Origin of the sequence: Streptomyces sp. WZ-12, from assembly GCF_028898845.1 — a bacterium.
In the GTDB taxonomy this organism is placed as follows: Bacteria; Actinomycetota; Actinomycetes; order Streptomycetales; family Streptomycetaceae; genus Streptomyces.
In genome coordinates this window covers 4,182,687-4,199,737 of record NZ_CP118574.1, presented here as the reverse complement: position 1 = coordinate 4,199,737, position 17,051 = coordinate 4,182,687, and the positions used below count along the sequence as shown (strand labels likewise).

14 protein-coding genes are annotated in these 17,051 nt (G+C 73.3%); 5 read left to right on the top strand and 9 right to left on the bottom strand.

What is annotated here, in order from left to right; translation table 11 throughout:
* The first annotated feature begins 2 nt into the window (after positions 1-2).
* From PV796_RS17835 to PV796_RS17825, 3 genes are all read left to right on the top strand, one after another.
* Entirely contained in the window at positions 3-1,364 is a 1,362-nt protein-coding gene (locus PV796_RS17835; protein WP_274914301.1) for an NDP-hexose 2,3-dehydratase family protein, read from the top strand.
* A 91-nt stretch (positions 1,365-1,455) separates the two neighbouring features.
* On the top strand, positions 1,456-2,055 hold the full coding sequence (locus PV796_RS17830; RefSeq protein ID WP_274914300.1) for a dTDP-4-dehydrorhamnose 3,5-epimerase family protein: 600 nt from the start codon (positions 1,456-1,458) through the stop codon (positions 2,053-2,055).
* 73 nt (positions 2,056-2,128) lie between these two features.
* Positions 2,129-3,121, top strand: a complete 993-nt coding sequence (locus PV796_RS17825) for a Gfo/Idh/MocA family protein (RefSeq protein ID WP_274914299.1) — start codon at positions 2,129-2,131, stop codon at positions 3,119-3,121.
* 92 nt (positions 3,122-3,213) lie between these two features.
* Here PV796_RS17825 and sbnB read toward each other — a convergent pair whose 3' ends face one another.
* Genes sbnB through PV796_RS17810 form a run of 3 tightly spaced genes read right to left on the bottom strand, consistent with a single transcriptional unit; the run spans position 3,214 to position 6,741 of the window.
* Positions 3,214-4,203 carry a 2,3-diaminopropionate biosynthesis protein SbnB gene (gene sbnB, locus PV796_RS17820; protein WP_274914298.1) on the bottom strand — a complete coding sequence of 330 codons (990 nt, stop codon included), beginning with the start codon at positions 4,201-4,203 and terminating at the stop codon, positions 3,214-3,216.
* Complete coding sequence (gene sbnA, locus PV796_RS17815) at positions 4,197-5,225, bottom strand: 2,3-diaminopropionate biosynthesis protein SbnA (protein WP_274914297.1); 1,029 nt, start codon at positions 5,223-5,225, stop codon at positions 4,197-4,199. The genes sbnB and sbnA overlap by 7 nt, the downstream gene beginning before the upstream one ends.
* Positions 5,226-5,229: 4 nt before the next feature.
* The gene (locus PV796_RS17810) at positions 5,230-6,741 is read right to left on the bottom strand and encodes a 4-hydroxyphenylacetate 3-hydroxylase N-terminal domain-containing protein (RefSeq protein ID WP_274914296.1); all 1,512 of its coding nucleotides are present in this window, start codon (positions 6,739-6,741) and stop codon (positions 5,230-5,232) included.
* A gap of 420 nt (positions 6,742-7,161) precedes the next feature.
* Here PV796_RS17810 and PV796_RS17805 point away from each other — a divergent pair, with 420 nt between their 5' ends.
* Positions 7,162-8,310 (top strand): sensor histidine kinase, encoded by a 1,149-nt coding sequence (locus tag PV796_RS17805; RefSeq protein WP_274914295.1) that lies wholly within the window; start codon positions 7,162-7,164, stop codon positions 8,308-8,310.
* A gap of 143 nt (positions 8,311-8,453) precedes the next feature.
* Positions 8,454-9,158 carry a YqeB family protein gene (locus tag PV796_RS17800; RefSeq protein ID WP_274914294.1) on the top strand — a complete coding sequence of 235 codons (705 nt, stop codon included), beginning with the start codon at positions 8,454-8,456 and terminating at the stop codon, positions 9,156-9,158.
* A 45-nt stretch (positions 9,159-9,203) separates the two neighbouring features.
* On the opposite strand, the gene PV796_RS17795 is transcribed toward PV796_RS17800, so the two are convergent.
* From PV796_RS17795 to PV796_RS17770, 6 genes are read right to left on the bottom strand one after another with little or no spacing between them, the layout of a single operon-like run.
* Positions 9,204-10,475 carry an activator-dependent family glycosyltransferase gene (locus tag PV796_RS17795; protein WP_274914293.1) on the bottom strand — a complete coding sequence of 424 codons (1,272 nt, stop codon included), beginning with the start codon at positions 10,473-10,475 and terminating at the stop codon, positions 9,204-9,206.
* Between the two features lie 41 nt (positions 10,476-10,516).
* On the bottom strand, positions 10,517-11,806 hold the full coding sequence (locus PV796_RS17790) for an activator-dependent family glycosyltransferase (RefSeq protein WP_274914291.1): 1,290 nt from the start codon (positions 11,804-11,806) through the stop codon (positions 10,517-10,519).
* Positions 11,807-11,826: 20 nt separating this feature from the next.
* The gene (locus PV796_RS17785) at positions 11,827-13,104 is read right to left on the bottom strand and encodes an activator-dependent family glycosyltransferase (RefSeq protein ID WP_274914289.1); all 1,278 of its coding nucleotides are present in this window, start codon (positions 13,102-13,104) and stop codon (positions 11,827-11,829) included.
* Positions 13,105-13,114: 10 nt separating this feature from the next.
* Positions 13,115-14,410 carry an activator-dependent family glycosyltransferase gene (locus tag PV796_RS17780; protein ID WP_274914288.1) on the bottom strand — a complete coding sequence of 432 codons (1,296 nt, stop codon included), beginning with the start codon at positions 14,408-14,410 and terminating at the stop codon, positions 13,115-13,117.
* Between the two features lie 4 nt (positions 14,411-14,414).
* On the bottom strand, positions 14,415-15,719 hold the full coding sequence (locus PV796_RS17775; RefSeq protein ID WP_274914287.1) for an activator-dependent family glycosyltransferase: 1,305 nt from the start codon (positions 15,717-15,719) through the stop codon (positions 14,415-14,417).
* A 52-nt stretch (positions 15,720-15,771) separates the two neighbouring features.
* Positions 15,772-17,049 (bottom strand): activator-dependent family glycosyltransferase, encoded by a 1,278-nt coding sequence (locus PV796_RS17770; RefSeq protein ID WP_274914285.1) that lies wholly within the window; start codon positions 17,047-17,049, stop codon positions 15,772-15,774.
* Between the last annotated feature and the right edge of the window lie 2 nt (positions 17,050-17,051).

The following is a 17,051-nucleotide window of genomic DNA, read 5'->3' as shown; positions in this document are numbered from 1 at the left end:
AGGTGAGCCTTCTGTCCACCGCCGAGTTCCACGCCTGGTGGGCCGAGCGCCGCCGGGCGGGCGGGTTCTCGGTGGAGCGCATCCCCTTCCACGACCTGGACGCCTGGGAGTTCGACCCGGGGACCGGCAATCTCGGCCACGCCAGCGGGCGGTTCTTCACCGTCGAGGGGCTCCAGGTCCGCGCCGGCGGCAACGCCGGCCCGGAGCTGTGGTCCCAACCGGTCATCAACCAGCCGGAGATCGGCATCCTCGGCATCCTGGTCAAGGAGTTCGACGGCGTCCTGCACTGCCTGATGCAGGCCAAGATGGAGCCGGGGAACGCCAACACCATCCAGCTCTCGCCCACCGTGCAGGCGACCCGCAGCAACTACATGAAGGTCCACCAGGGCGCCGGCACGCGGTACTTGGAGCACTTCACCGGGCCGCAGCGCGGCCAGGTGCTGGTGGACGTCCTCCAGTCCGAGCAGGGCGCCTGGTTCTGGCGCAAGCGCAACCGGAACATGGTGGTGCTGGCGACCGGGGACGTGCCGCTGCACGAGGACTTCTGCTGGCTCACCATGGACCAGCTCCGTGGGCTGATGACGGTGGACAACCTCGTCAACATGGACGCCCGCACGGTGCTGTCGTGCCTGCCGTTCATGCTCCCGGACGAGACCGAGGGGCGAAGCGGCGATGCGTTCCGGGACGCCCTGGTGCGCTCGTACCAGTACCGGGGCGCGGCGCGGAGCCCGTTCGTGCCGGACAGCGCGGGCTCCATCCTGAGCTGGTTCACCGAGGCGAAGACCCGCTGCGACTGGAGCGCCCGGCTGGTGCCGCTGGCGGACGTCGCCGGGTGGAAGCGCGACGACTGGGAGATCACCGACGAGGGCGCGGAGAACTTCCGCATCATCGCGGTGCGGGTCGCGGCCGGCACCCGGGAGGTCACCCGCTGGACGCAGCCGCTGCTGTACCCGCGGGGCGAGGGCCGGGCGGTGTTCCTGGCCCGCGCCATCGACGGGGTGGTTCACCTGCTGGTGCGGGCCCGGCCCGAGTACGGGCTGATGGACCAGGTGGAGATGGCGCCGACGGTGCATCTGCACCCCGGCCAGGGCCTGGACGCCGTCCAGGAGGACATCCTGCGGGACGCCCTGCGGCCCGGCGGCGGCGCCATCCGCTACGACCAGGTCCTCTCGGAGGAGGGCGGGCGGTTCCACCACGCGCTGACCCGCTATCAGATCGTCGAGGTCGGCGAGGACTTCCCGCTCGACGTGGACCCGCACCTGTGCTGGATGACGGCGCGGCAGCTCACCGACCTCCTGCGCCACGGCCACTACCTCAACATCGAGGCCCGCTCGCTGCTCACCTGCCTGCTGAGCCTCGCGTGAGCGGGCGGCGGCCGGGCGATGCGTAGCGTTTCGACACCTAGCGACCCCTTCAGAGCGGTGGGCCATGTTTGATGCGGCACGAGTTACCGAAATGTCAATCAAGGGGGCGTATCGCATCGTCCCCAACAGGATCCCGGACCTGCGCGGTTCGTTCTTCGAGGCGTTCCGGGCCGAGACGCTCACGGAGATCATCGGCTATCCCTTCACCGTCGGGCAGGCGAACTACTCCGTCAGCCGCCGGAACACCATGCGCGGCATCCACAGCACCTTCCTGCCGCCCGGCCAGGCCAAGTTGGTCACCTGCGTGCGCGGCGCGGTGCTGGACGTCGCGGTGGACCTGCGGGTCGGCTCGCCCACCTTCGGCGCCTACGACGTGACGCCGCAGGACGAGGAGTCGGGCACCGCGGTGTACCTGGCCGACGGCATCGGCCACGCCTTCCTGACCCTCACCGACAACGCCTGCATGAACTACCTGTGCTCAACGGCGTACGTCCCCGGCACGATGATCGAAGTCAACCCCCTGGACCCGGACATCGGCATCCCCTGGGGCCTCACCGAACCGCCGGTCATGTCGGAGAAGGACGCCTCGGCGCCCACCCTGGCCGAGGCGGTCGCACAGGGGCTGCTTCCCACCTATGAGGAGTGCCTGGCCCACTACGCGGCGCTGGGAAAGCGCTCGGCCGACGCCTGACGCCCCGCGGCGCGGGCGATGCGCTCCCCTTCTTCCCATCCCACGCTTCCCACGCTGAGCGGAGTTCTCCCACATGTTTAAGAGCACGAGCGATCGACTGCGCATCGGGGTCATGGGGTGTGCGGACATCGCCTGGCGGCGGACCCTCCCGGCGATGGAGGGCAACCGCGCGGTGCGGATCACGGCGGTCGCCAGCCGGGAGCGGCGGTCCGCTGCGCGGTTCACCGACCGGTTCGGCGGCGCGCCGCTGGAAGGCTACGACGCCCTGTTGGACCGGGACGACGTCGACGCCGTCTACATCCCGCTGCCCGGCCTGCTGCACGCCGCATGGGTCGAACGGGCCCTGGACGCGGGCAAGCACGTCCTGGTCGAGAAGCCGCTGACGGCCGGCCACGAGGACACCCGGCGGCTGCTGGCCCGGGCCCGCGAGCGGGGCCTGGTGCTGCTGGAGAACTACATGTTCCTCTACCACTCCCAGCACACCGCCGTGCACAAGGCCCTGGCCGAGGACGCCATCGGCGAACTGCGCGGCTTCTCCAGCGCGTTCACCATCCCGCCGAAGCCGGTGGGCGACATCCGCTACCAGCGCGACGTCGGCGGCGGCGCCTTCCTGGACTTCGGTGGCTACCCGGTGCGCGCGGCGCAGTTCTTCCTCGGCAGCGAACTGCGGGTCGCCGGCGCGGTGTTCCGGCACGACCGGGAGCGCGGCGTGGTGATGTCCGGCAGCGTGCTGCTCTGCACGCCCCAGGGCGTTCCGGCCCACCTGACGTTCGGCATGGAGCACTCCTACCGCAACACCTACAGCCTCTCCGGCAGCACCGGACGCCTCACCCTGGACCGGGCGTTCACCCCGCCGGAGACCTACCAGCCCGTGATGCGGATCGAACGGCAGGACCACGCCGAGCAGTTCGTGCTGCCCGCCGACCACCAGTTCGCCAACGTGATCGACGCCTTCGTCGGTGCGGTGCTCGGCGAGCGGGACGTCACCGAGCAGCAGGAGGGCTCGCTGCGGCAGGCCGCGCTGATCGAGGAGATCCGCCGGAACGCGCTGCTGGTGGAGATCTGACCGCCGCGGCCGGGACGCACCGGCCCGAACGCCGACTGCCGTGCCCCCCATGACGTGGACGGGGGCACGGCAGTCGGCGTTGCGGTGGGCGGCTACGGCAGGAAGCCCTCGATGCGGGTGCCCAGGCCGTCCGCCCGGGCCCGGTCGCGGACCCAGCGGGCCAGGGCGAGGTCGAGGACGCCGAGGCCGAAGGGGGAGAAGACCGCGGTCCGCTGCGGGTCCCGGCGGAACGCGGCGGTGCCGCGCAGCAGGGCGCCCAGCGGCGCGTCGATGAAGTCCCGGTTCCCGGTGGCCAGTTCGGCCAGGTGGAGGCTGGTGCGCTCGCGGCACACGTGGTCCGCGTCGTCGACCACGTTCTGGGCGCCGAGGACCGCCTCGACGGTCAGGTCGCGGAGCGAGACGTGCAGCACGGTCGCGCCCGGCTGGCAGGCGGCCAGGTCCAGGTGGGGTTCGCCCGCGGAGGTCGCCAGGGAGACCAACGGGTGGGCGCCGAGGGCCTGTTCCGCCCGGTCGGCGACGGTGACGGTGACGTCGGGCGCCAGCTCCCCGGCCCGGTCGGCGAAGACCGCGGCCCGCGCCGGGTCCAGGTCGAAGACCACCGCCTCGCGCAGGGAGGGGAGTTGGGCCTTGGTGAAGCGCAGCACCTCGTGGTTGATCGGGCCGGTGCCGATCAGGGCCAGGCCGCGCGGCGCCGGGTCGGTGACGAGGCGGGCGGCGGCCAACGCGGCGGAGGCCGCGGTGCGTTGGGCCGAGATCAGTGACGCCTCGACGAGCGCCTCGGGGGTCCCGTCCGCCATGGAGTTCAGCAGCATGGCGGCGCTGGCGCGGGCCCGGCCGTCGGCGACGTTGCCGGGGAAGCTGGCGATCCACTTCATCCCGGCGGCGGCGTCGGTGCCGCCCACGTAGGCGGGCAGGCCGATGATCCGGTCCCGAGGGCGGTCAGGGAAGCGCAGGAACACCGAGTGCGGCAGGGCGGTGCGGCCCTCGTCGTGCAGGCGGTAGGTCTCGCCCACCAGGGACAGCACGTGCTGCTCCTGGCCCCGCAGGAGGTCGGCGACCTCGGCATGGCGGATGATCAGCAAGGGACGGTCTCCTTCGCGTCGGGCGAGGCCGGTTCCGCCCACAGGTGCGCGACCTCGCCGAAGTGGTGACGCACCCAGGCGTCGGAGTAGATGGTGTCGAGATAGCGGTCGCCGCCGTCCGGCAGCACCAGCACGCAGGAGGCCCCGGGCGGGATGTCCGGCGCGCTCTTGGTCAGCGCGGCGACCAGGGCGCCGGAGGAGCCGCCGGCGAGCAGCGCCTCGTGCCGCACCAGCCGCCGGCAGCCGACCACCGCCTCCAGGTCGCCGACGTGCACCACGCGGTCGGCGGCCGTGGGGTCGAAGAGCGCCGGCACCACGGCGGCGCCGTGCCCGGGGATGAGCCGGGGGCAGGCCACCGGCGAGCCGAAGATCCGGCTGCCCACCGCGTCCACCGCGACCACCGTCGTCGGCAGGGCGTGCTGCCGTACGTACGCGGCGCAGCCGTTCAGCGTGCCCGTGGTGCCGGCCGCGCAGAACAGGTAGTCCACCGCGCCGTCCAGGGCCCGGTCGATCTCGCCCATGGTCTCCAGGTGCGCCCGGGGGTTGAACGGGTTGCCGTACTGGCCCGGCACGTAGGAGTCGGGCAGCGCCGCGGCCAACTGCGCCACCCGGCGCAGCCGTTGCGGCAGGTACTCGCCGGACGCCGGGTCGGGCTCGGTGACCACCTCGACCTCGGCGCGGTAGGCGCGCAGGATCGCCAGGTTCTGCTCGGTGGTGCGGGCGTCCACGACGCAGACGAACCGCAGCCCGTAGTAGCAGCAGATCTGGGCGATGCCGATGGCGAGGTTGCCGGAGCTGGACTCGATCACCGTGGTCCGGCCGGGGACCACCTCGCCGGTGCGCAGGGCCTCGCGCAGCATGCTGAGCGCCGAGCGGTCCTTGATGCTGCCGCCGGGGTTGAAGCGCTCGACCTTGGCGAACACCCGGAAGGGGAGGTCGTACGCCGCGGTGAACTGGGTGAGTTCCACCAGCGGGGTGCTGCCCACCGTGGCGAGGATGCCCTGGAGCGGTTGCGCGGTCACCGCGTCAGCCCCCGGTGGCCAGGCGCGGCAGGTCCTCCGGGCCGAACAGGTCCGGCCGGGTCCAGCCGTCGAGGTCGTACTCGGACAGGCACTGGTCCGCGAACCCCTTGAGGGAGTCGGCCTGGCCGCGCGCCTGGTAGCTCAGCAGGGTCTGCACCCGGATGCCCTCGTGGTCGCCGCCGTAGTTCCGCTCGTACAGCTCGTGCCGGCCGGCGAACTCGGTGCCGACCGCGTCCCACAGCAGCTTCAGGAGCTTGACCCGGTCCACCGCCTCGACGCCGCGCGAGCCGCGCAGATAGCGGTCCAGGTACGGGCGGATCTGCGGGTTCTGCCAGTCGCTGGAGTGCGAGTTGAGGTAGATCAGGCCGCTGCCGACGGTCTGCTGGATGATCTCCTTGATCCGCGGATAGCCGATGCCCATGAACGTCCGGTACGCCAGGCCGTAGTTGAGGTTGGGCTGGACGGCGCCGCCCAGCCACGGGGTGGGCGACTTCGCCATCGCGTCGGACATGCCCCAGAACATGTCGCGCCAGTTGAGCACCTCGCCGATCTGCGCCTGGACGCCGCGGAAGCCGGAGGTGCCGGTGACCTCGACGGCCTTCAGCAGGCACCCGGCGATGAAGTCCAGCTTCACCGCGAGCCGGGTGCAGCCGTGGAAGGTGAAGCGCTCCAGGAAGCCGGAGCGGGTAGCGAACGCGTTGGCCGACACCGCGTCGTAGGCGAACACGTTCTCCCAGGGGACCAGCACCCGGTCCAGGACCATGATCGAGTCGTTCTCGTCCAGCCGGCTGGAGAGCGGGTAGTCGAAGGGGCTGCCCAGCAGGGCGGCGTGCATCTCGTAGGAGGTGCGGCAGAACAGCTTCAGGCCGGGGGCGTTCATCGGGACCGTGAACATCGCGCCGAACCGCTTGTCCCGCAGCGGCAGGCCCATGTGCGCGATGAGGTTGGCGTTGGTCAGCGCCGAGGACGTCGCCACGACCTTGGCGCCGGACACCACCAGCCCGGCGTCGGTCTCCTCCTCCACGTGCACGCAGACGTCGGCGGTCCGGTCGGCGGGCCGGTCGCGGTCCACCGGCGGGTGGACGATCGCGTGGTTGAAGAAGAGCACCTGCTCCTGGGCCCGGCGGTACCACTGAAGTGCGTTGTCCTTGAACGGCCCGTAGAAGTCCGCGTTGGCCTGCAACGTCCCGAAGAACGCGGCCTTGTAGTCCGGGGTGCGGCCCATCCAGCCGTACACCAGGCGCTGCCAGGCGACGATCGCGTCGCGGGCGGCGAGGAGGTCCTCGGAGCTCCTGGCGGTCTTGAAGAACGGGTGGGTGAAGCCGCCGTTGCCGGTGTCGGTGGGGACGGCCAGCACGCCGCGGGACTCCGGCGCGTGCAGCACGTCGTAGAGCTGCGCGAGCGAGCGGGCGCTGTTGCGGAACCCGGGGTGCGTGGTGACGTCCGCGACCCGTTCGCCGTGGAGGTAGACCTCGCGCCCGTCCCGCAGGGACTCCAGGTAGCTGGCACCGGTCATTGGACGGGAACCGTTGTGTACGTCCTTGTTCGGACCTGGCGCTGTGGTCAACTCGGCCTTCTCTCGCGGAAAAGGGCAGCCGGCCTGCGGCGGCTGCCTCGGCGGCGGGGCATGGGGGAGCATCCGGGCGGTGGACACCCGTGGCGGGCGGCTGGCGCACAACGGCCGGCCGCCGCACCGGACATGGGGTCCTGGTGGGGCGCGCCACGGGTCGGGAACCGGGAGCGGAACGAGAGCGGAAACCCTCCGCCGGGCCGCTCCGGCAAGAGGCCGGCCCGTCCCGCCGGCGAGACGGGGCCGGGCGTCGGCGAGGCCGCCCCGGAGAGCTGCCCGAGACTAAAGTCTCCGACGGTCCGACCAAGGTATCGTCCACCGCCCGACCCGTCCTCGGGAAGGGATCACGCCGGTAAAGTCCGAAGCGTGCCCGACTCCGTGACCGCTTCCGTGCCCGTCCGGCGGAGTCCACGGGACTGGACCGTGGACACCGCGCTGTTCCTGCTTGCGGTGGCCTACGGCGTCCTCTCCGCGAAGGGCCGGGGGCAGGCCGATCCCGGGCTCGGCGTCAACTGGTGGTACGTCGAGCAACTGGCCGGGGTGTTCGGCTGCGTCCTGCTGTGGCTGCGCCGGCGCAAGCCGGTCGAGGTCGCCTTCGTGCTGATCGGCCTCTCGGTGCTGTTCGAGATGGTCGCCGGCGCGATGCTGGTCGCGCTGTTCTCGGTCGCCGTCCACCGCTCGCCGCGGACCACCGCGGTGGTCTACACGGCCAGCCTGCTGCCGGTCGTCTCCGATGTCTTCATCCGACCCGACGCGGGCCTGCCGGCCTTCCACTTCTTCCTCTTCGGCACCATCGTCCAGGCCGGCGCGGTCGGTTGGGGGCTCTTCATCCACCACCGGCGGAAGCTGCTGGTGCAGGTCGCGGCGGAGGCCGCGCTGCGCGCCGAACAGGTCCAGTTGCGGGCCCGGGAGGAGGTGGCCCGGGAGATGCACGACGTGCTGGGCCACCGGCTCTCGCTGCTGGCGCTGCACGCCGGCGCCCTGGAGTACCGCCCCGACGCCCCCAGCGCGGACGTCGCCCGGGCCGCGGGGGTGATCCGGGAGAGCGCGCACCAGGCGCTCCAGGACCTGCGCCAGGTGCTGGGCGTGCTGCGGGCCCCGGCCGGTGAACTGCCCCAGCCGACCCTGGCCGACGTGCACCGGCTTGTCGCAGAGTCGTGTGCGGCGGGAATGCGGGTACGGCTGCTCAAGGAGATCCCGGAGGCCGCCCCCGACCTGATCGGCCGCACGGCCTACCGGGTCGTGCAGGAAGCGCTCACCAACGTCCGCAAGCACGCCCCCGGGGCGGCGGCGCGGGTCGGGGTGACCGGCAGGGCGGGGGAGGGGCTCAGGGTCGAGGTGGTCAACGCCGCGGCCGGCGGCCGGCCGGGCGGCCAGGCGGCGGGCGACGCCGGGCAGGGGCTGGCGGGGCTGGCCGAGCGGGTGGCGCTGGCCGGCGGGCGACTGGAGTACGGCCCGGCCGCGGACGGCGGTTGGGAGGTCACGGCGGCGCTGCCGTGGCCGCGGGAGGCGTAGCGCCGGCCGGGAGCCGCCGCCGGGCCGGACCCGGCCGGACGGTGCGGACGGTGCGGCCGTGCGCCGTTCACGCACGGACTTTTCTGATGTCAAGGGGCGCCCCCGCGCGGGGTATCCGAGCAACGAGTGGGAGTGATCTAGCTGTGCCGAAAGAGCTGAACCCGAAGACCGACCAGCCGACGGTGGTCGCCGAGCCGATCCTGGGCCAAGTGCTCGTCTGCGTGGTGTTCGGGCTGATCGGGGCCGGGCTCGGCTGGCTGCTCAAGGTCGTCGCGAAGTGGCTGGTGACGCTGCCCTGGGCGCCCATGCAGGGGCCGGCGAAGCTGCTGTCCTCGATCCCCGAACCCGGGCTCACCATCGGGGTGGTGGCCGCGGGCGGCCTCATCGGGCTGATCGGCGGGGCGATCATCAAGTTCAGTGAGCTGTCGGTCAGCGTCGACGGCGACCGCGTCGTCCTCACACGCAAGGGCGAGCCCCGGGAGTACGCCGGCGCCGACGTCGCCATGGCCTTCCTCGACGGCAAGCAGCTGGTGCTGCTCGGCCACCGCACCGAGGAACTCGCCCGGGAGGACTGCGACCAGGACCGCCGCCGGCTGGCGGTGGCGTTCGCCGCGCACGGCTACAAGTGGGCCGAGGAGGACCCGTACAAGAAGGAGTTCCAGCTCTGGGTGCCGGAGAGCGGGAAGCTGCCCGCGCAGGCCCACGTGCTGTTCCGGGCCCGCGAGGAGCTGCTGAAGAAGCCCGGGTCCTTGGACCAACTCCGGGAGCTGCGCGGGGAACTCGCGGACGCCGGCGTGGTCGTGCGCGACAAGGACAAGCGGCAGTACTGGCGCGCGACGCAGCGCTGAGGCCGGCGGGGCGGCGCCGACACCGCCCCGCGGCCCTGACCCTCCTCAGCCGCGCGCCGCGGCCACCCGCTCCGTCAACTCCCGGGCCACCGCGTTGGCGTGCGGCACGTCCAGCATCTCGTCCCGCAGCTCCCGGGCCCGCTGCGGGAAGGCGGCGTCCTCCAACAGCCGGAGCACACCGGCCCGGACGCTCTCCCCGGTGGCCCGGGTGGCGTGCGTGGTGAGGCCGGCGCCGTGCGCGGCCAGCCGCGCCGACAGCAGCGGCTGGTCCACGTCCCAGGGCAGCGCAAGCTGGGGCACGCCGTAGAACGCCGCCGTGGTGAGGGTGCCGACCCCGGCGTGGTGGATGACCGCCGAGCAGGTCGGCAGCAGCGCCTGCATCGGCACGTACGGCACCAGGCGGGCGTTGTCCGGGACCCGCGCCAGGCGCTGCCGGGCCGCGTCGCTGACGGTGGCCACCAGCTCGATGTCCAGGTCGGCGACGGAGTCCAGGACGTCCTGGATGTCGACCGGGTAGGGCAGGCCGTGGTCGCTGACGGTGAGCCCCAACGTCAGGGCCACCCGGGGGCGTTGCGGCGGCTCCCACAGCCAGCGGGGGACGACGGCCGGCCCGCCGTAGGGGGTGAACCGCAGCGAGCGGTAGTCGAGCCCGGGCGCATGGACCTGGAGCGACGGCGGCAGCAGGTCGATGCTGAACTGGCCGGTGACCAGGGACTCGCTGAACTCCCCGCCGTTTCGGCGGGCGTAGCCGGCCAGCCAGGCGCCCAGCGGGTCGTCGGCGTCCCCGCCCGGCCGCCGCGCGGACAGCCGCAGGAAGTGCTGCCGGGCGATCCCGTACACGTCCGCGCCGATCAGCATCCGGGCGTGCGCGGCGCCGGTCGCCTCGGCCGCGATCGCGCCGGCGAAGGTCAGCGGCTCCCAGACCACCAGGTCGGGCTTCCAGTGCCGGGCGTACTCGGTGAGCGCACCGGCCAGCGGCGCATTGGTCATCTTGTGCGCGGCCGCGACCCGGATGCGGTAGGCGTCCCGCAGCCAGTCCAGGGTGATGTCCTCGGGCGCGCGCTCCGCGGCGTCGTAGGGCTCGGCCAGGCCCGGCGCCAGCCGCGCGCCGGCGCCGTTGAGCCGGCCGGCGACCTGCCACAGGTCGCGGTCGCTGCCGACCGGCACCGCGGTGAGCCCGGCCTGGGTGACGGCCCCGGCCAGCTTCGGTTGGCAGGCCACCCGCACGTCGTGTCCGGCGGTGCGCAGCGCCCAGGCGAGCGGTGCCATCAGCAGGAAGTGGGTGCGCTCGGGATAGCAGGTGAACAGAATGCGCATGGTGGGTCGGATCCGTCTCCTCGTCGGCGCCGCGGGCGCCGTCAGCGGTGGTCGTGCGGGGCGCCGGTGCGGTGCCGTGCGGTGAGCTCTTCCAGGCGGGGGACGAGCTGGTTGGGGGTGGGCAGGGCGAGGGTCTCGTCGCGCAGCGCGGTGGCGCGGGCGGTGAACCGCGGTTCGTTCAGCAGGCGTTGGACGGCGTCGCGGATGGCCGCTCCGGTCGCCCCGGTGTGCCCGAGCTCCAGGCCGGCGCCGTGCGCGGCCAACTTCCGGGCCAGCAACGGCTCGTCGAAGCTGTACGGGATCGACAGTTGCGGAACGCCGTACCGGGCGACGGTGCCCAGCGTGCCGGGCCCGGCGTGGTGGATGACGGCCGCGCAGGTCGGCGCCAGCGCGTGCAGCGGCACGAACGGGAGCAGCCGGGCGTTGTCCGGAACGCGGTGCAGCTTGGCCCGCTCGGCGTCGGCGAGGGTGGCGACGACCTCGATGTCCAGCTCGCCCAGGGCGTCGAGGACGTCCTGGGCGCCGATGGTGTAGCCGTCGAAGAGGTCGGTGGCGGTGAGCCCCATCGTCAGCGCCACCCGCGGCCGGGCGGGCCGGGACCACAGCCACCCCGGGACCGTCGCCGGCCCGTTGTACGGGACGAACTGCATCCGCAGGTAGGCGAGTTCGGGCGCCTCGATCTGGAGGCTGCGGGGGAACTGGTCGATGGTGAAGTGGCCGGTGGTCATGGATTCGGTGAACTCGGCGCCGTACTTGCGGGCGTAGCCGCCCAGCCAGTCGGCGAGGTGGTCGGCCCGTTCGCCGGCCGGCCGCCCGGCCTTCAGCCGCAGGAAGTGCGCGCGGGCGACGCCGAACACGTCGGCGCCGAAGAGGAGTCGGGCGTGCGCGGCGCCGGTGGCGGTGGCCGCGATCGGGCCGGCGTAGGTGAGCGGGTCCCACAGGACCAGGTCCGGCCGCCAGTGCCGGGCGAACTCCACCAGGCCGGCGATCATCGGGAAGTTCTCCGGCTTGTGGCCCTTCTCGACCGCGTCGTAGTAGCCGTTGAGCATCGGCTCCCAGCGCGCCTTCGACGGGTCCTCGGCCGTGTCCCAGGGGGCGTGCAGCCCGACCCGGGCCGCTTCGAGCCCGTCGGGGTCCCGCCGCGCCATCCGGAACACGTCGCTGTCCCGGCCCACCGGCACGGCGGTGAGCCCGGCCTGCGTGACGACCGGGGCGAACGAGGGCTGGCAGGCGAAGCGGACCTCGTGGCCCGCGGTGCGCAGCGCCCAGGCCAGCGGCACCATGCTCAGGAAGATCGTCTTTTCCGGGATGACGGTGAACAGGACGCGCATCGAGGTGCCCTCCAGGGTCTTCAGGCGGGGGTGGTGCGGTGGCGGGCGGTGAGCTCTTCGAGGTGGGGGACGAGCTGGTTGGGGGTGGGCAGGGCGAGGGTCTCGTCCCGGAGTGCGGCGGCCCGGGTGGTGAACCGCGGTTCGTTCAGCAGGCGTTGGACGGCGTCGCGGACGGCTTGGCCGCTGGCCCGGCTGGTGTGCAGGTCGAGGCCGGCGCCGTGGGCGGTGAGCTTGTCGGCCAGGATCGGCTGGTCCCAGTGGTAGTGCAGGGAGAGGTGGGGGACTGGGTGGCGGGCGACGGTGGCGAGGGTGGCGGCGCCGGCGTGGTGGATGAAGGCGGCGCAGGTGGGGGCGAGGTGGTGGATGGGGACGTAGGGGACCAGGCGGGCGTTGTCCGGCACCCGGCGCAGCTTGGCCTTCTCGGCGTCGGCGAGGGTGGCGACGAGTTCGATGTCGAGGTCGGCCAGGGAGTCCAGCACCTCCTGGGTGCGGACGGTGTAGCTGTCGTAGACGTCGGTGGCGGTCAGCCCCATGGTGAGGGCCACCCGGGGGCGCTCCGGTCGCTTCCAGAGCCACCTGGGGACGGTGGCGGGGCCGCCGTAGGGGATGAACTGGGTGCGGACGTAGTCCAGTTGGGGTGCCTCGATCTGGAGGCTGCGGGGGAACTGGTCGATGGTGAAGTGGCCGGTGGTCATGGACTCGGTGAACTCCGCGCCGTACTTGCGGGCGTAGCCGCCCAGCCAGTCGGCCAGCGGGTCGGTGCGCTCGCCGGCCGGTTGCTCGGCCCGCCGGCGCAGGAAGTGGTCCCGGGCCACGCCGAACACGTCGATGCCGAAGAGGAGTCGGGCGTGCGCGGCGCCGGTGGCGGTGGCCGCGATCGCGCCGGCGTAGGCGAACGGCTCCCAGACCACCAGGTCCGGCCGCCAGTGCCGGGCGAACTCCACCAGGTCCGCGATCATCGGGAAGTTGTCCTCCCGCAGGGAGCTCACGGCCAGCTCGTAGCCCGCCCGCAGGTGGTCCCAGGTCGCCCGCGCCGGATCCGCCGCGACGTCCCAGGGGGCCGGCAGGCCGACCCGGGCCGCGGCGATCGCCTCGGGGTCGACGAAGTCCAGCATCCGGAACGGGTTCTGGCGCCGCCCGACGGGGACGGCGGTCAGGCCGGCCTGGGTGAGGGTCGGGCAGAAGGCGGGCTGGCTGGCGAAGCGGACCTCGTGGCCGGCGGTGCGCAGCGCCCAGGCCACGGGGGCCATGTACTGGAAGATGCTCTTGTGGGGACTGGTGGCGAACAGGACGCGCATGGCGTGGGCCTCACTGGGTTCGTCGGGCGGGGGAGCGGAACTCGGCGGTCAGGCGCTCCAGTTCGGGCACCAGCTCGTTCGGCGTCGGCAGCGCGGTCAGCTCGTCCCGCAGGGCCCTCGCCCGCTCCCGGAAGCCGGGCTCGCCCAGCAGCCGCAGCACCGCCTCGCGCACCGCCGCGGGGGTCGCCCGGTCGGCCCCGATCACCAGCGAGCCCCCTTGGGCCGCGGCCTGGCGGGCCAGCGTGGGCCCGTCGAAGTCCCAGGGCAACAGCAGTTGCGGCACGGGGTGTTGGGCCATCGTCAGCAGCGTGCCGAAGCCGGCGTGGTGGATGGCCAGGCTGCACGTCGGGGCGAGGGCGTGCAGCGGCACGTAGGGCACCAGGCGGGCGTTGTCCGGGACCCGCGTCAGCGTGCGCTGCTCGGCCTCGGGGACGGTGGCGACCACCTCGATGTCGAGGTCGGCCAGCGAGGCGAGGACGTCCTGGACGCTGAACTCGTAGCCGGCGCCGTGGTCGGTGGCGCTCACGCCCATGGTGAGCGCCACCCTGGGCCGCTCGGGCGGGGTCCACAGCCACCGGGGCACCGTCGCCGGCCCGCCATAGGGGACGAACCGCATCGGCAGGGTGCGCAGCGAGCTCGCCAGCCGCAGCGAGGCCGGCAGTTGGTCGACGGTGAAGTGGCCGGTGGTCATGGACTCGGTGAACTCCCCGCCGTGCAGGCGGGCGTAGCCGCCCAGCCAGTCGGCGAGCGGGTCGATGCGCTCGGCCGGCGGCTGCTCCGCGCGCAGCCGCAGGAAGTGGTCGCGGGTGACGCCGAAGGCGTCCACGCTCCACAACAGCCGGCCGTGCGCGGCCCCGCACGCCGCCGCGGCGATCGGGGCGGCCATCGCCAGCGGCTCCCACAGGACGAGGTCGGGCCGCCACGCGCGGGCGAAGCGGACCAGGTCGGCGATCATCGGGAAGCTGGCCGGCCTGTGCCACAGGCGCACGATCTCCTCGTAGCCGGCGGTCAGATGGGACCAGGTGGCCCGCCCGGGGTCGTGCGCGGCGTCGTACGGCGCGGGCAGGCCGAACCCCGGGCGGTAGGACCAGTCCGGGAGGGTGTGCATCTGGCGGCGCAGCAGCTCCCACAGGTCGTAGTCCCGGCCGACCGGTACGGCGGTCAGCCCGGCCTGGGTGATCACGTCGGTGAACCACGGGGTGCCGGCGACCCGCACCTCGTGGCCCGCGGTGCGCAGCGCCCACGCCAGCGGCAGCAGCGGCAGCACGTGCGCCTTCTCGGGGTTGGCGACGAACAGGACCCGCACGGCGTCAGCCCCCGCTCACGGTGGCGGCCGCGGCGCGCTCCCGCCGCTCGGCGACGAACCGCTCCAGCGTGGGCACCATGGCGTTGGGGGTGGGCTGGGCGAGCATGGCGCCCCGCAGCCCGGCCGCGCCCCGAGAAAGGCCCGGGTCGGACAGCAGCCTGAGCACCGCGTCCCGGACGTCCGCGCCGGTGGCCTCCTTGGGGTTGAGCCGCAGCCCGGCGCCGACCCGGGTGACGCCCTCGGCGAGCGCCGGGCCGTCGTTGTCCCAGGGCAGGGTCAGTTGGGGCAGGCCGCGCAGCGCGGTGGTGGCGAGGGTGCCGAAGCCGGCGTGGTGGATGACCGCGTCGCAGGTCGCGGCGAGCGCGTCCAGCGGCAGGAAGGACGCCACCGTGGTGTTGTCCGGGATCCGCTTCAGCTTGCGCTGCTCGGCCTCGGCGAGGGTGGCGACCACCTCGATGTCCAGGTCGCCGAGCGCGTCCAGGACGTCCTGCACGCCCACCGCGTACTCCCCGCCGTGACCGGTGGTGCTCAGCCCCAGGGTGAGCGCCACCCGCGGCCGCTTGGGCGGGCGCCGCAGCCAGGCGGGGACGGTGGCGGGGCCGCCGTAGGGCACGTACCGCAGCGGCAGGTAGGTCAGGCCGCCGGCGCGGCGCTGGAGGCACTGCGGGACCAGGTCCACGGTGGCCTGGCCGGTGATCAGCTCCTCGCCGAACTCCCCGCCGTACTTGCGGGCGTAGCCGCCCAGCCAGTCGGCCATCGGGTCGGTGCGCTCACCCGCCGGCCGCTCGGCCGCCAGCCGCAGGAAGTGCTCGCGGGCCACGCCGTACATGTCGATGCCGAAGAGGAGCCGGGCGTGGGCGGCGCCGACGGCCTGGGCGGCGAGCGCGCCGGCGTAGGTGAGCGGTTCCCACAGGACCAGGTCCGGCTGCCAGTGCCGGGCGAACTCCACCAGGTCGCCGATCATCGGCACGTTGCTGGTCTTGTGCCAGCGCTCGACCTGCGCCGCGTAGCCCTGGCTGAGGTACTCCCAGGTGATCTCCTCGGCCGGCCGGTCGGCCACGTCGTACGGCAGCGGCATGCCGCCCTTGTCGGACTGGCCCAGCCAACTCGGGTCGCGGGCCAGGAGCTGCCACAGGTCCCGGTCCCGGCCCACGGGGACGGCGGTGAGCCCGGCCTGGGTGATCTCCCCGGTGAACTTCGGCTGGCTGGCGAAGCGGACCTCGTGGCCGGCGGTGCGCAGCGCCCAGGCCAGGGGCGCCATGAGCAGGAAGTGCGTGCGCTCCGGATAGGCGGTGAACAGGACTCGCATGGGTGGCCTTCCAGGGGTCTTCCGGTGGGTTCCGGCGGGTTCAGGCAGGTGTTCAGGCGGGGGTGGTGCGGTGGCGGGCGGTGAGCTCTTCGAGGTGGGGGACGAGCTGGTTGGGGGTGGGCAGGGCGAGGGTCTCGTCGCGCAGTGCGGCGGCCCGGGTGGTGAACCGCGGTTCGTTCAGCAGGCGTTGGACGGCGTCGCGGACGGCCTGGCCGCTGGCCCGGCTGGTGTGCAGGTCGAGGCCGGCGCCGTGCGCGGTGAGCCTGCGGGCCAGGATCGGCTGGTCGTAGTGGTAGTGCAGGGAGAGGTGGGGGACTGGGTGGCGGGCGACGGTGGCGAGGGTGGCGGCGCCGGCGTGGTGGATGAAGGCGGCGCAGGTGGGGGCGAGGTGGTGGATGGGGACGTAGGGGACCAGGCGGGCGTTGTCCGGCACCCGGCGCAGCTTGGCCTTCTCGGCGTCGGCGAGGGTGGCGACGAGTTCGATGTCGAGGTCGGCCAGGGAGTCCAGCACCTCCTGGGTGCGGACGGTGTAGCCGTCGTAGATGTCGGTGGCGCTCAGGCCCATGGTGAGGGCGACGCGCGGTTTCTCCGGTCGCTTCCAGAGCCACTTGGGGACGGTGGCGGGGCCGCCGTAGGGGATGAACTGGGTGCGGACGTAGTCGAGTTCGGGTGCCTCGATCTGGAGGCTGCGGGGGAACTGGTCGATGGTGAAGTGGCCGGTGGTCATGGATTCGGTGAACTCGGCGCCGTACTTGCGGGCGTAGCCGCCCAGCCAGTCGGCGAGCGGGTCGACCTGCTCGGCCGCGGGCCGCTCGGCCTTCAGCCGCAGGAACTGCCGGCGGACGCCGCCGTGCACGTCGATGCCGAAGAGCAGCCGGGCGTGGGCGGCGCCGACGGCGGTGGCCGCGATCGGGCCGGCGAAGGTCAGCGGGTCCCAGATCACCAGGTCCGGCTTCCAGTGCCGGGCGAACTCCACCAGGCCGGCGATCATCGGGAAGGCGGTCTGGCGGTGCCGGTCGGCCACCGCGCGGGCCATACCGGGCGCCAGGTACTCCCAGGTGTCCTTCCCCGGGTCGGTGAACGCGTCGTAGGGCTCCTCGATGCCCGCGCGGCCCGCGTCGAACCCGTTCTTGGTCGCGCGGGCCGCCCACAGCTTGGCGTGGTCGCGGCCGACGGGGACGGCGGTCAGGCCGGCCTGGGTGATGGTCGGGCAGAAGGCGGGCTGGCTGGCGAAGCGGACCTCGTGGCCGGCGGTGCGCAGCGCCCAGGCCAGGGGCGCCATGTACTGGAAGATGCTCTTGTGGGGACTGGTGGCGAACAGGACGCGCATGG